Raw genomic sequence first — 13,694 nt, forward strand, 5'->3', positions numbered from 1 at the left:
CTTGGAATCGTGTTCTTGCAGGAACTGTATGATTCTATTGGAGTTTACCATTCGCTATCTTCGTTTTCAGCACTCCCTCATGAATATCCCAGGCTCATCTTTAATATGTGGCGAGAAGGTTCGTGTTATGATGGCGTCGCAGTTCGTGCGACGCGCGTGGCAACTTCGTTTATAAGCAGTTCCCTTGCATCTGCAAACTCAGGATATGTGATGTAAAGCTTCCCCTCTGTTCGCTGTCGCACACAAAACCGTATTCTCTGATCCTGTGTTATTTGCCGGAAGATATATTGAACGCCTTGAGTCGGCAGGCGCCGGGCCAACCCCAGACAGCTTGAAAAAGAAATGTAAAGTTTAATAGCGTTGCTTTTATTGCATGTTTTTGACCGGCCGCTGGTAACTTTTAAGTAATATTTAAAAAGCTAAATTAGCTATGCTAGCCCACGTTTTTTGGACGTGCCGCCGAGGCGCATAGTATTAGGTTATAAGTTCTGAAATGAATATCTTAGTAGTTAATGACAAAGTGGAGTATCTTATTGAAAGGGCGGTGGTAATTAAAATTTATTCCATTTTTAATGCGAATTTAATTAGCTAATAAGCTAAAAGTCTCATCGCTTTACGTCGGTAAGATAGCATCTGCCTGGTCAGGGCTATCTATTGCATCGAAATTATCGCCAATATTCCAGTCACTTTTTTAGGAGTCGCTTGGTCGCTAAATAAACAACTGCTAAATAAAAACTTAAGCGTAACTTCAAAACCAATAGCTCTGAGTACGGTTTGAGGCTTGCATTTTTTATTGACTTCATTAATTTACATAGCAGAATGCTTTCACAGCTTCTCGTTTGGCAGTTTTTTGGTTCAAAGCTTATTGTTATCCAAGTTTCGGCCGTAGGCTTCTTAAATCGCGCCTGGAGGCTCTTTATATGCGCCAGGCCCTAACAACCGCAGCATAAATCACTGAACTCAAGGGGGCATCTTGCGCCTGCACTACGCTGGTTCACTGCCCGAGCGCGTGGGGTTTTTATTGTTACCGCGCTTTTCAATGATGGCGTTCTTTTCGGCAGTGGAACCGTTACGAATCGCCAATCGCATCAGCGGCCAGACGTTATTCGAGTGGACGCTGTTTAGTAGCGATGGTGAACCCGTCACGGCAAGCAATGGCATGACGTTATTAGTCGATCAGTCGATGGGCGACGGTCATGATCTGCCATCGCTCGCTGTGTGCAGTGGTTTTGAGCCTGAGGATCATTTAAGCCGAGCACTCGTTGCATGGCTGCATCGCCTTGATCAAGCCGGTTGCGCCCTTGGAGGGCTGGACACCGGCGGTTTTATATTGGCAGCAGCCAATTTGTTAAAAGGAGAGCGTATCACCTTGCACTGGGAGAGCTTGCCGGTGTTTCGTGAGCGTTTTCCAACCATTGAAACCACCGATGAGTTATTTGAGCTTGGGGAGCGACGTTTTTCCTGTGCGGGCGGTGCTGCGGCCATGGACATGGCCTTAGAAGTGATCGCTAGGCGGCATGGCACAAAGCTGGCGGTTGATGTATCTGAGCAGCTCATCCATGAGCGTTTACGCAGCCGCAGTGATCAGCAGCGTATGTCGTTAGCTCAGCGGTTAGGTACCCATAACCGGCGTTTAGTCGAGGCCGTTGCACTAATGGAGCGGCATTTGGAAGAGCCACTTGCGTTAGCCGACATTGCCCAGCGAAGCGGGGTGTCGCCTCGCCAGTTGCAGCGCCTTTTTGAGCAGCACTTGGGGGTATCTCCGCAGCAGTGGTATCAGCAGCTTCGGCTAGATCGCGCCAAACGGTTGTTGACTGAAACCGAGATGAGCGTGCTTGCCGTTGGAGTGGCCTGCGGCTTTACCTCTAGCTCTAGCTTTGCCCGGGCGTTCCGCGCAAACTTTGGTCACTCACCGATGGAAGAGCGGCGCTAGGCTAGCGTATGAATGGCAGGACTGTCGCTTTATGCGCAAGCAATGTCGCTTGGTGTCGTTTCTAATGCGGCCTAGCAGGCACACTAGCTGGGTATATCGCCTAAAGAGGACACTATAATGAAGACCGCAATTAAAGGTTATAAGGGTATTTACGCACTTAGCGCCGTCGGACTTGCAGCGTTTTCCGTCGCTGGGCCTGCCGCCGCTGAACTTGATGAGGTTAGTTTTGGCGTTCCGCCCTGGCCGGGTGTAACCGTGAAGTCCGAGGTGGCGGCGCAGTTGATGGAGTCGATGGGCTACGAAACACGCCAGCGTGATTTGGCGGTTAGCGTCATTCTTGAAGGTTTAACGCGTAACGATGTCGATGTTTATTTAGGCGGCTGGTATCCGGTACAAACCGATATGGTGGAACCGCTGGTAGCCGATAATAAAGTTGAGAAACTGGTCTCCAATATCCAGGGGGCGAACTCTGGCCTGGCCGTACCTCAGTATGTTTACGATGCCGGTGTAACGTCGGTGGCCGACCTGGACGCCTATCGTGACCGTTTCGATGGTGAAATTCAGGGCATCGAGGCGGGCACCGGGATTAACACGGCCATTCTGGCGGCAATTGATAATGATATTGTGGGCCTGGGAGACTGGACGCTGAGAGAAAGCTCCACCGCTGCCATGCTAGCGCAGGCAGAACAGAAAATGGCTAACGAAGAGTGGGTCACCTTTGTTGGCTGGGAGCCTCACTGGATGAACGTCAGCTTTGATATGGCCTATCTGGAAGACGCTGATGAGGCGGGTATCGCCGAGATTGAAAGCACTGTTTGGACCATCGTACCGTCCAATATGGCCGAAGAAGATCCCCAGTTGCACCGTTTCCTCTCACAGTACGTCGTTGATATTGAGGATCAAAACGAATGGGTGCATAACTATAGCTACGATGATCGCCCAGCGGATGAGGTAGCGTCTGAGTGGATTAGCACGAACTTGGACACTGTCGAGACGTGGTTGGATGGCGTTTCTGCTAAAGATGGCAAGCCAGCTATAGAGGCAGTGCGGGCAACTTACCAATAATCAGCATTTACGACATTAGTCGTTTATTGAGCGCCTGGCAGAAATCCTGCCAGGCGTTTTGCATTTCAGGCAGGTGTGCGTGGGCATGCAAAGCGGCATGAACCATCGTCTTTGCACAACGATAACCTACCTGAGTGTCCTTACCGTGCCAGCGGGCAACGGCTTCCTCAAGTGGCAATGTTAGCGGATCATACTCAACAGCGAGCACTTCTATTTTCGCTGCTGGTGGCGGCGTGCACAGCTGTGCGCTGAGTTGCGGGCAAAGGGGGCTCAGAGCCATGACATCTTCGCGGCTAAGCAGTGGCGCATCGGCACCCAGGGTCTGCTCGTTGAGGCCGTTAACCGGTGGGTAAATCAAGCCCAAGAGCACTGTATGGTTAAGTAGCGGCGCTAGATCCATCGCTAAACGCCCTCCGGCGCTGTCGCCTACCACCGCGAGCGGTTTCATCGTGTTAGCGACGTTTAGGCAATCCGCCAGCATGCCACGGTAGCTCGCCTCAGGTGCCAAGCGATAGTTGATGCTGACAACGCGCCGTTTTAGCTGCTGCGCCAAACTCGCAGCAATGCCGTGATGGCTTTCGACAGATCCCATCGTAAAGCCACCCCCGTGAATGAACAGCACGTAGCCAGGCAGCGTATACGTTGGGATAAAGTGTCTGACGGTAACGCTCTCTAGCTTCTCGTCACAGACCTTCATCCCTGCCGGGGTGGGCGGTGCAAACCCTTGGCATAGTCGGTCATAGCGAGTGCGTGCTGATGCCAAAGGGATGTTTTCGATACTGGCTAAGCCCGCCTCAAAGCGGGCGATAAAAGCGTTGATATCCACTAGCGGCGTATACCAATGGGGCGGCCAGCTTGCTTTGGCCAGGCATCCGGCGCTGCTTGGGGGAGGGTGGAAATGGCCTCTGCCACCGGCGCTGGAAATGGCCCGGATCGACCGTTGGTCTGGTCGATACCCATCAACATTTGTTCACTCGTCGCCAGCAGGTGGCCCTGCTGGTCGAGTAACTCAAAAAACGGGTGTAGGCGCTTAGCATCGTGGTCTAACAGCGTTACAGACACACGTAATGCCTGGCCTTCGTGGACTTCTTGGCGATAGCACAGATGCGTTTCTAGCGTATACAGCGTGTAGTTGTGCTGTTGTCGGCCAGCGTCATCAAGGCCAAGACGCACCATTAAGGCATCTACCGCTAATGAAAACACTCTGGCGTATTCGGCATCGTTCATGTGGCCGTTATAGTCCACCCATTCAGGCGCGACGTGTGTTTCCAGTAGCATCATTAGATACGTCCCTTTAAGCCTTCTGCTTCAGGCCAATATTTCTGCACCAAGCCGAGTAGTTCAACTAGAAAATCATCGCGGCGCCGGTCAAGCTCGGCAACGGGGCGGCCAGCCGCCTGGTGCTCACATCCCTCGACCACGCGGTCAATCAGCTCGTCGGTGAGTTCGGGCGCTTCAAGTTTGGTCCAGGGTAGCTTTAGCGCCGGGCCAAACTGTTCCAGCATGTGGCGCATCCCTTGTTCGCCCCCCGCTAAATGGAACGTTAAAAATGTGCCCATCAGTGGCCAGCGTAGACCACAGCCATACACCACGGCGGCATCGATTTCTTCGGTGGTGGCAACGCCGTCATTGACTAGATGTAACGCTTCACGCCAGAGCGCTTCCATCAGGCGATCGGCCAAGTGACCTTCGATCTCTTTACGCACCAGCAAGGGGCGCATGGCGAGGTCTTTATAGAGTACCTGGGCAATGTCAGTGTGGTTTGTTCGGGTGGCGTCGCCGCCGACGAGCTCGACTAACGGCAGTAAATAGACGGGGTTGAAGGGGTGGGCCACGATAACGCGCCCTGGTGCGTTTTTGCAGTCTCTCTGTAAGTCGCTGGGTTTAAAGCCCGACGTGGATGAGCCAATGATGACGTGCGCTTCTGCAGCAGCATCCAGCGTTGCAAGCATTTCGCGCTTGAGCTCAAGCCGTTCAGGTACGTTTTCCTGAATTAAGTCAGCACCGATCACCGCCTTTTCTATGTTATCGACGAACCTTAGGCGTGTTTGGCTGGCGCTGTCTGCCAGACCAAGCTGTTGTAAGGATGACCAGGCATTTTCAATAAAGCTGCGGGTACGCGCGGGTGCTTTGGGGTCTGGGTCGAAGGCAACCACATCCCAACCCTGTGCCAAGGCGCGAGCAATCCAGCCATTGCCAATGACGCCGGTGCCTATCACGGTAAGTTGGCGGCTCATGCATCACCTCCTTTAGCACTTTTATGATCCGATAAGGTGTGTGGATCGCGCAGGGATAGGTGCGCACGTGTCTCGGCGGGAGACATAACCCTGGCACCCAGGTTGTCGATCACGGCGGCGGCTTTCTCGACTAACTGACCATTGGTCGCTAGTACGCCTTTTTTAAGATACAGATTGTCTTCAAGGCCGACGCGGGCGTGGCCACCTAACAGCACGGCTTGGGCAACCATGGGCATTTGCTGACGGCCGATACCGAAGGCCGCCCAATGCGCGTTTTCCGGTAACTTATTGCGCATGGCCAGCATGGATTCGGTATCGGCTTCGGCGCCCCAGGGTATCCCTAAGCAGAGTTGGTAGAGTGGGTCGCCATCAATGAGGCCTTCTTGCTGCAACTGGCGGGCAAACCAAACATGCCCCAGGTCAAAGCATTCGAGTTCGGGTTTGACGCCTGCCGCTTGAACCAGCCGTGCATGCTCGCGTAACCAATCTGCCGAGTTGATATACACCATGTCGCTAAAGTTAAGGCTGCCGCAGTCGAGCGTGCATAGCTCGGGCAATAACGCGTCGACGGGCGCGTGTCGCTCGGCGGGCGTTTGCATATCCGTCCCCGGGCCGCCTCGGGTAGGATCCTGCGCATCAGGGATCCAATCGCCGCCGCCGCCTGCGGTAATGTTCATCACGATATCCACGCCTGAATCACGCACGCGTGTCATGACTTCACGGAAGTGCTCCACTGAGTGACTGATGCCGCCTGTTTCAGGGTCACGCACATGGATATGGGCTATGCTGGCACCGGCTTTCGCTGCTGCTATGCAGTCATTGGCGATCTGTTCGGGCGTGACTGGGACATTCGGGTTCTTGCCCGTTGTGTCGCCTGCGCCGGTGACGGCGCAGGTAAGAATAACGTTGCGGTTCATGGGCCGCTCCTTGACATGGGTTCAGGAAAACGGCCACCAGTATGGCGCTACGCCAAGGTTGTTATTGTCTTTATGCGACGTCAAATAAACATAAAGCGCCGTGTTTTTTTATTTGGTGCTTTTGTTATTGGCACTTAAGCTGGTCGGTTAACCGCCAGCTGGGCTAGTACGCGCCGCTATGCTTGAGAGGTCGCTAGCGCCTGATCGATATCTGCCAGCAAATCGTCGATATGCTCGATGCCAATCGACAGGCGCACCATATCCGGGGTAACGCCCGCCGTTTTTAGCTCATGTTCGTTCAATTGGCGGTGCGTGGTGGACGCCGGAATGGAGGAGCAGCTCTTGGCATCGCCGATATTCACCAACCGCAGAATGAGCGACAGCGCATCATAAAAGCGCTCGCCAGCGGCTTGGCCGCCCTTAATACCAAAGCTAAGAATGCCCGAAGCATGGCTCTCCATATAGCGCTGCGTGAGTGCATGGTCTGGGTGATTCTCCAGCCCCGCATAGTGTACCCACGCCACTTGGGGATGGCCTTCCAGGTGCTTCGCCACCGCCAGCGCGTTAGCGCAGATACGTTCAATCCGCAGTGATAGCGTTTCCAGCCCCTGTAGCAGATTCCAGGCCGCCTGGGCAGATAGCGCCGCCCCCATATTTCGCAACGGCACCACGCGGGCACGGGTAATAAAGGCCGCATCGCCCACATCGCGGGTATAGCTAACGCCGTGATAGGAAACATCCGGCTCGTTCAGCAGCGGGAACCGGCTGGCATGCTCAGCCCAGGGGAACTTACCGGAATCCACAATCACACCGCCCACCGTGGTGCCATGGCCACCGATATACTTGGTCGCCGAATGGATGACAATATCCGCCCCGTGCTCAATCGGACGACATAAAAACGGCGTGGCGGTGGTGTTATCTACCATCACCGGCACCCCGTGACGGTGGGCGGCATCGGCAAGTGCACGCAGGTCGACGACCCCGCCAGAGGGATTGCCGATGCTTTCGCAGAACACTGCTTTAGTGCGCTCATCAATCAGCGCTTCAATGCCCGCAATATCGTCTTTATCGACGAAGCGCACCTGAACTCCCTGGCGGGGCAGGGTGTGCGCAAACAGGTTGTAAGTGCCGCCATACAGCTCGCTAATGGAAACAATGTTATCGCCCGCTTCGGCGATGGTTTGAATGGCGTAGGTGATCGCCGCCATCCCCGACGCTAGCGCTAGGCCCGCAATGCCGCCTTCAAGCGCGGCCACCCGTTGCTCCAGCACGGCGCAGGTCGGGTTCATGATTCGCGAATAGATATTGCCTTCCACTTTTAGATCAAACAGATCTGCTGCGTGCTGCGCATTGTCAAAGGAAAACGAGGTGGTCTGATGGATCGGCACCGCGACGGCGTTTTGTGAATCCGGCGTATAGCCATGGTGAAGGGCGATGGTTTCAGGTTTCATAAAAGTGGCTCGCAAAAGAAAGGGTGGTTTTGATCTTAGAGAAGTCCACTCGCGTCAGCCAATGTCGTTTAGTCGGAGGCCGCGCCATGCATCAATTTCCTCTATGCATGCCACACGGCTCGCGTGTTATAACTATATGAGCTATCGTTATTCGTTATTTAGCATATTGTCCTTGGAGGAAAACGCATGAATACCTTTGCGCTCTCAAAGCACACCCACGCTGGAACACCGGATGTCGCCGGTTTTTTTGACCCGCGTACCTTTAGCATCCAGTACGTGGTGATCGACCCTGCTACCCAACAGTGCGCGATTATCGACCCCGTGCTGGATTTCGACGAGAAGTCCGGCGCGACAGCGACCCATTGCGCGGATGAGTTGCTGGCCTATATAGATAGAGAGGGTTTATCGGTGGCGTGGATTCTCGATACCCATCCTCACGCGGATCACTTTTCTGCAGCACACTATTTAAAAGAGAAAACTGGTGCACCCACGGCTATTGGTCAGTACGTCACTAAAGTGCAGGCGCTGTGGAAGGAGATTTATCACTGGCCGGAAATGCCAGCCGATGGAAAACAGTGGGATACGCTGTTTAGCGAAGGTGATACTTTTAAGGTTGGTGAGCTAAACGCTCGCGTACTTTACTCGCCCGGCCATACGCTGGCTTCTATTACCTACGTGATTGGCGATACGGCCTTTGTGCACGACACCTTGTTCCAGCCAGACTTCGGCACTGCCCGGGCGGATTTCCCCGGTGGCGATGCCAAGACGCTGTGGCATTCTATTCAGCAAATTCTGGCGCTGCCCGCTAACACCCGACTGTTCACCGGTCACGATTATATGCCTGATGGCCGCCAGCCGCAGTGGGAAAGCACGGTCGCCGAGCAGTGTGAACGTAACCCGCACTTAGTGAGCATGAGCGAAACGGATTACATCGCCCTGCGCCACAAGCGCGATAGCGAACTGCCCATGCCCAAGCTGATTCTGCACGCCCTGCAGGTCAACACACGGGGCGGGCGACTGCCTGAGCCGGAAGCCAACGGTAAGCGCTATCTGAAAATACCGCTGGATGCCTTAGACGGTGCCGCTTGGGATTAATCTATCCACTACGTTTTTAAGAAGGGCATGACCATGCAAACGCAGCCTTATAGTGTTGAGGTCGGCATTATCAGCGGCGTGGTTCTCTCGCTGGGGCCGCGTGCTGGGTACCGAGCACTTTCGTAACGTCGATGACTATCGGGTTGAAACCAATGGGCACGTCGCGATGACAGTGCCTTCGAAGCCGAATGAGCCGCTGGGTACTGTTTTAAACGTTTAATAAGGCAGTTGATTCCATGAACGACCGCATAGTACTTTTTTTGCAATATAGGATGTGAAAAATAACCTGTGATATTGCAATCAATATAGGCGGCCTTGCCCCATGAGCTTCGGGAACCGAATACCATCGACATGCTTTGATAGCGATTACATCGAACCGCAGGATCGTTTCGATGCATGGCGATCGATTATTGCACCGGTGTTCGATGCCGAACCATTAAATAAAAGCGATACCCAATCCTTTCGATCACGCGTCGATGCATACCAGTTGCACGATATAATGGTCGGCAATGTTATGACCCGATCACAATGCTTTCATCAGGCGCATCCCTCCGAGCGGGTCGACCACATACTCGTGCAAGTGCATCGTTCAGGAGGCTATAAGGGCGACCTTGACGGTGAAGCGACCCGTGTATCGCCTGGGTGTGTTTCCATCATTGATCTTGCGCGCCCGATAGACACGCGCTCCAACGATACCGACATTATTAATGTCATGGTGCCGCGTTACCATTTCGATAGTCACCCCGCTTTCCTCAATGCGGCACACGGAAGGGTTTTATCACCAAGCCGTGGGGCCTTTCTTGCCGACTATCTGGAAGCACTACTGCATCGTCTGCCGGAGGTCGAGTGTCGTGAGGCCTCCGATATCGCTGACATCACCAGTAACATGATTTTGGCCTGCGCGTTTCATGACGTTGAAGCTCAGCAAAGTGTCGGCTCTGAACTGGATGTCCTGGTCAGAGAGCGTGTCAAACGGCTGATTGAAAACTCATTGGCGTCGTCGCAACTGACACCGGAATGGCTGTGCCTCAAAGCGGGCCTGTCGCGAGCCAATCTATATCGCTTGTTCAGTATTGAGGGCGGTGTTGTGCGCTATATTCAATATCGCCGTATGGCGCGTGTTCGCCGATGCCTCGAAGATCCTCGCGAGCACCGCACCATAGGCGAGATCGCCGAACACTATGGCTTCACTAGCCAGGCGCATTTTTCCAGACGCTTCAAGAAGACCTTCCTGCTACTTCCTGGCGAGGTGCGACATACCGCACAGCGGTGGGCAATGCAAGATGATAACGATGCGTCGCCTTGTCTGAGCCGCTGGTTGCGCCAACTTGGTCGTTAAAACCTAGGCCCCCTAAAACAGCACTCTGCTTGATGAGCATTTGACCCTACGTCTCTTTTTTCCCTCCTGATTTGCCTCTGTATCTCAAATCTGACTTTGACGGTTGGAGGATATTCCTCCAACTGTTAAAAAATGACTGTGTTACATCGTGTCACCTTAACGTATGAGTAAGCGCTTCTTTTTGACGGCACTATGTATCAGATACGTGTTAATAGAACGCTAATGAAATTGACTGGTTCCTGTTTGTTTCTAAATGTAATTATTGCTAGCGTTTTGACTAAAAAATTCATGTAAGCGCATGTTGGCTTCATCGAGCATCTGAGTGGGGTGCTTTCTAATCTGGCCTGACACTGGGGATGCACGATGAGTAAAAAATCAGTTGCGACGCGCTATTCATCGAATCGACAAAACCGGGAAAAACCAATGCTCGATAGAATCCTCAACTGGAAGCGTTCCAGAGTGCTACCAGCTTGCTTAGGCGCTGTCTTTGGATTGAGCAGCACGCCAGCTTTGAGTGCCGGTTTGCTGGACGTCTACGAGATGGCAAAGGATAACGATCCTCGCTATCAGGAAGAGTTCTACGGCAAAGAGGCAACCGACGAGCGCTACTACCAGGCGCGCTCAGCCCTTCTGCCGCAGGTCAGCTTAACGGCGTCTCAAACGGAAACCAGTCAGGATATTGTCAGTTCCGATAACGAAGAGTACGAAAGCGGCAGTACCGCATACCCAAGTACCCGTTACGGTGCTTCCATCGAGCAGTCGATTTACGACTATTCCCGCTGGGCGGCGTTCGGCAAAGCCAAAACAGAAATCAAACAGGCGGCGTCTGAGCTCGAAGTTGTTCGCCAGGACATGTTCTTACGCGTCGCTGAGCGCTACTTCGATGCGCTCTCGCTTTACGAAACCCTCACCTACTTGGAATCAGAGCAGGAGGCGGTTCAGACCAACCTCGAAGAGATCAGGGCACGTTTCAGCGATGGCTTGGTTCGAGAAGTTGAGCTTCTCGATGCTGAGGCTCGCTTCCAGCAAGTTAATGCGCGCGAGATTGAAGTTGCCAACGAGCTACGTGATGCGCTGGAAAGCTTGGCTGAGATTACCGGAAACCGTCCCCGTACATTGCAACCCGTCACGGATGGACTGGAACTGGAACGTCCCAATCCTGATGCGTTGGAGGCCTGGGAGCAGCTGGCCCGAGAGCGTAGCCCTCGCCTGAAAGCTGCCATGCTGAGTACAGAGGTTGCATCCCAGGAGCTGAAAGAGAGCCGAGGCGGCCATTTTCCCACGCTTGATCTCAGTATTAATTACGAGAGCGAGGAGACCGAGGGATCTCTCTTCGGTGGCGGTAGTGAAGTCGAGTCACAGGATATTGCTGTGACCCTCAACGTCCCGGTCTATAGCGGCGGACGCACCTCTTCAGAAGTACGTGAAAGTGAAAGCTTGATCAATGCCAGCGAATCGCGGCTTGAGCGAGTCAATCGCGAGCTGAGTCGTGAAGTGCGCAGCGGCTACCAGGGCATTTTGACGGCAATGTCGCGTGAGCGCGCGTTAGAGAAATCGCTGGAGGCCAGCAAGCGGGTGGTGGAATCCCGCGAAGTGGGCGTGGAAGCCGGTACCACGCCCGTGCTTGATCTGTTGGATGCCGAACGCGATCTGTTTTATGCGCGTAGTGAATTGGCCAGTGCCCGCTACGACTACCTGATGAGCATTCTCAGCCTTAAGCACGCGGCCGGTGTCATCAATGTGGATGATCTGTCGCAGGTTGACGCGATGATGGGAGACGACGTCGATGTCCTCACCGTTGTTCAGCGCTGATGCCGGCCAATACAAGGTTGGTAACCAGGCGACCGACGCCATCCAGGGGCTACTCGAGTCCTTGGAGCTGCCGTATCTGAGTGAGCGGTCAGTGAAATGCCTCCCCGGGCGCTGGTCGAGCCAACGCTGCCTGTTTATGGTGCCCCTTGAGACCGCACCGTCTGATGTGTTGTCTCCGGCGCTTGAACGGCTGCTCGCTGACCTTGGCATGGCCGGCGAGTACATTGCAGAAAGCCTGGCGCCGCTCAACCGGCATGACGTGGCAGACCCGCCGCCATCGCGTCCGACATATCTGCACCTGGGGGTTGAGGGGGATCGCTGTAAAATCTACTGGGAAGACAAGCGCCCCGACACGCCCTCCAGGGAAAAACGGTTCGTGCTGTACCGGGCCTGGAAGTGGCGGGCGAACGAGCCAGTGGCTCGTTCAGACTATGTGCTGTTGACCACGGCAAGCGATGCGCGCCGCGCCATAGAGCAGGAATTGGCCGCAGCGACGACGAACCCGCTACATGATGTGCTTGAACAGTTGCAGGTCAGTTTTGCCCTGCAACAAGAACCATGGCCACCGCTGACCGTGCGCATCGAAGAAACCCAAAATGGTCGGCCCACTGGCCGTGATTCCTTGAACCTGCATGTGAATCGCGCATTGCTGCCATTGGGCACGATCGCCGGCACGATGTTTTCACTCGCGCGCGATTGGCAGTCCGCGCCGCGCGAGACGTTGATCGACTGGATAGCCGGACATGGTAACGAAGTGCTCAGCAACATTTCGTTTGGTCGAAACGAGGCTGGTCAGCCTTTCGTTACCTGCTACCACGGCGCAAAACGACACCATCCCCATAAGATTGACACGCTAAACCAAAGCGACCGTATTCCGGGCAGCCCCAGGCGTGCTCGGGAGCAGTCAACCCCCACCGCCTAACACATCACCACATGGAGAAATGACCATGGCGACGCAACTATTGATTTACCGTAACGTTCAGCCCATCACCCGTGACAAGCACGGCGAGCTTTATCTAAAAGCGGGCAAAGACTTCGTGTTTGCCAAAGAAGTCAACTCAGTGCCTCTCATGGCAGCAGAATTTCCGGCGGCGGCCAGTGATCTGCCGATCGTGTTCACCGATACCGACGATGGCGTGCTGCCTGTTGCCGTGCTGGGTATAGAGCGCGATGTCAATCTGATGGTCGACGATGACAACCGCTGGCAAGGTGAGTATGTACCAGCTTTCTTCCGTCGCTATCCCTTCGTGTTTGCCTCCTCTGAGGATGGTAAGACCTTCACGCTGTGTATCGATGAAGATTACGAGGGCATCAATAGCGAAGGACGCGGTGAACGCCTGTTTGACGCCGACGGCGAACAGACCCAGTACCTATCCAGGGTGCTGTCTTTCCTTCAGGACTATCAGGCGCATTTCCAGCGCACGCGCACCTTCTGTCGTCGCCTGGTCGAGCTGGATCTGCTCGAAGCGGTCGAAGCACAGGTTCGCTTGCCGGAAGGCGGCCGCCGTACCTTGACCGGATTTAAGTCGATCAATCGTCAGAAGTTGAAAGAGCTGTCAGCTGATCAGTTGCAGGAATTGATGGGCAACGACGAGCTGGAATTGATGCACATTCACCTGCAATCGATGCGCAATTTCAATCGCCTGGCCCGCTTGGCACGAGGCGGTAATGCCCTTGATTCCCAAGCTAAACCGGATCCGGCTACCGACGAGGACACTGCCGCTGACCAGGCGGCACCGGCTAGCGACGCGTCGTCAACCGATCAGGATAGCAACACGTTGCTTCATTAACGTTCGGTTATCACCACCTCTTGCCACTGTCTTTCTCATCGATCAGGAGTTCACC

Annotated in this window: 13 protein-coding genes; 8 read left to right on the forward strand and 5 right to left on the reverse strand. The window is 54.3% G+C overall.

Annotated elements, in window-relative coordinates; genetic code table 11:
* The 3 genes from BLR97_RS19780 to BLR97_RS03835 all read left to right on the forward strand — a co-directional run.
* Window positions 1-216: hypothetical protein (locus BLR97_RS19780; RefSeq protein ID WP_211605046.1), on the forward strand; the 216-nt coding region annotated here is incomplete at its 5' end.
* 757 nt (window positions 217-973) lie between these two features.
* A complete protein-coding gene (locus BLR97_RS03830; RefSeq protein WP_089702683.1) occupies window positions 974-1,933 on the forward strand; it encodes a GlxA family transcriptional regulator in 960 nt (319 codons plus the stop codon).
* A 117-nt stretch (window positions 1,934-2,050) separates the two neighbouring features.
* On the forward strand, window positions 2,051-2,998 hold the full coding sequence (locus tag BLR97_RS03835) for an ABC transporter substrate-binding protein (protein WP_089702685.1): 948 nt from the start codon (window positions 2,051-2,053) through the stop codon (window positions 2,996-2,998).
* Between the two features lie 7 nt (window positions 2,999-3,005).
* Here BLR97_RS03835 and BLR97_RS03840 read toward each other — a convergent pair whose 3' ends face one another.
* From BLR97_RS03840 to BLR97_RS03860, 5 genes are all read right to left on the reverse strand, one after another.
* A complete protein-coding gene (locus tag BLR97_RS03840; protein ID WP_089702687.1) occupies window positions 3,006-3,824 on the reverse strand; it encodes an alpha/beta hydrolase fold domain-containing protein in 819 nt (272 codons plus the stop codon).
* On the reverse strand, window positions 3,824-4,279 hold the full coding sequence (locus tag BLR97_RS03845) for a thioesterase family protein (RefSeq protein WP_089702689.1): 456 nt from the start codon (window positions 4,277-4,279) through the stop codon (window positions 3,824-3,826). Before BLR97_RS03845 ends, BLR97_RS03840 begins: the two co-directional genes overlap by 1 nt.
* Window positions 4,279-5,235 carry an L-carnitine dehydrogenase gene (locus tag BLR97_RS03850; protein ID WP_089702691.1) on the reverse strand — a complete coding sequence of 319 codons (957 nt, stop codon included), beginning with the start codon at window positions 5,233-5,235 and terminating at the stop codon, window positions 4,279-4,281. Before BLR97_RS03850 ends, BLR97_RS03845 begins: the two co-directional genes overlap by 1 nt.
* Window positions 5,232-6,152 carry a beta-keto acid cleavage family enzyme gene (locus BLR97_RS03855; protein WP_089702693.1) on the reverse strand — a complete coding sequence of 307 codons (921 nt, stop codon included), beginning with the start codon at window positions 6,150-6,152 and terminating at the stop codon, window positions 5,232-5,234. The genes BLR97_RS03850 and BLR97_RS03855 overlap by 4 nt, the downstream gene beginning before the upstream one ends.
* 176 nt (window positions 6,153-6,328) lie before the next feature.
* Entirely contained in the window at window positions 6,329-7,603 is a 1,275-nt protein-coding gene (locus tag BLR97_RS03860) for an O-acetylhomoserine aminocarboxypropyltransferase/cysteine synthase family protein (RefSeq protein ID WP_089702695.1), read from the reverse strand.
* 186 nt (window positions 7,604-7,789) lie between these two features.
* Here BLR97_RS03860 and BLR97_RS03865 point away from each other — a divergent pair, with 186 nt between their 5' ends.
* The 5 genes from BLR97_RS03865 to BLR97_RS03885 all read left to right on the forward strand — a co-directional run bounded on the left by BLR97_RS03865 (window position 7,790) and on the right by BLR97_RS03885 (window position 13,639).
* The gene (locus BLR97_RS03865; protein ID WP_089702696.1) at window positions 7,790-8,698 is read left to right on the forward strand and encodes an MBL fold metallo-hydrolase; all 909 of its coding nucleotides are present in this window, start codon (window positions 7,790-7,792) and stop codon (window positions 8,696-8,698) included.
* A gap of 514 nt (window positions 8,699-9,212) precedes the next feature.
* Window positions 9,213-10,037 (forward strand): helix-turn-helix domain-containing protein, encoded by an 825-nt coding sequence (locus tag BLR97_RS03870; protein WP_422821902.1) that lies wholly within the window; start codon window positions 9,213-9,215, stop codon window positions 10,035-10,037.
* Between the two features lie 423 nt (window positions 10,038-10,460).
* On the forward strand, window positions 10,461-11,849 hold the full coding sequence (locus tag BLR97_RS03875) for a TolC family outer membrane protein (protein ID WP_089702700.1): 1,389 nt from the start codon (window positions 10,461-10,463) through the stop codon (window positions 11,847-11,849).
* A complete protein-coding gene (locus BLR97_RS03880) occupies window positions 11,824-12,771 on the forward strand; it encodes a hypothetical protein (protein WP_089702701.1) in 948 nt (315 codons plus the stop codon). Before BLR97_RS03875 ends, BLR97_RS03880 begins: the two co-directional genes overlap by 26 nt.
* A 25-nt stretch (window positions 12,772-12,796) precedes the next feature.
* On the forward strand, window positions 12,797-13,639 hold the full coding sequence (locus tag BLR97_RS03885; protein ID WP_089702703.1) for a SapC family protein: 843 nt from the start codon (window positions 12,797-12,799) through the stop codon (window positions 13,637-13,639).
* Window positions 13,640-13,694: the final 55 nt, after the last annotated feature.

Origin of the sequence: Vreelandella arcis (genome assembly GCF_900103865.1) — a bacterium.
Taxonomy (GTDB): domain Bacteria; phylum Pseudomonadota; class Gammaproteobacteria; order Pseudomonadales; family Halomonadaceae; genus Vreelandella; species Vreelandella arcis.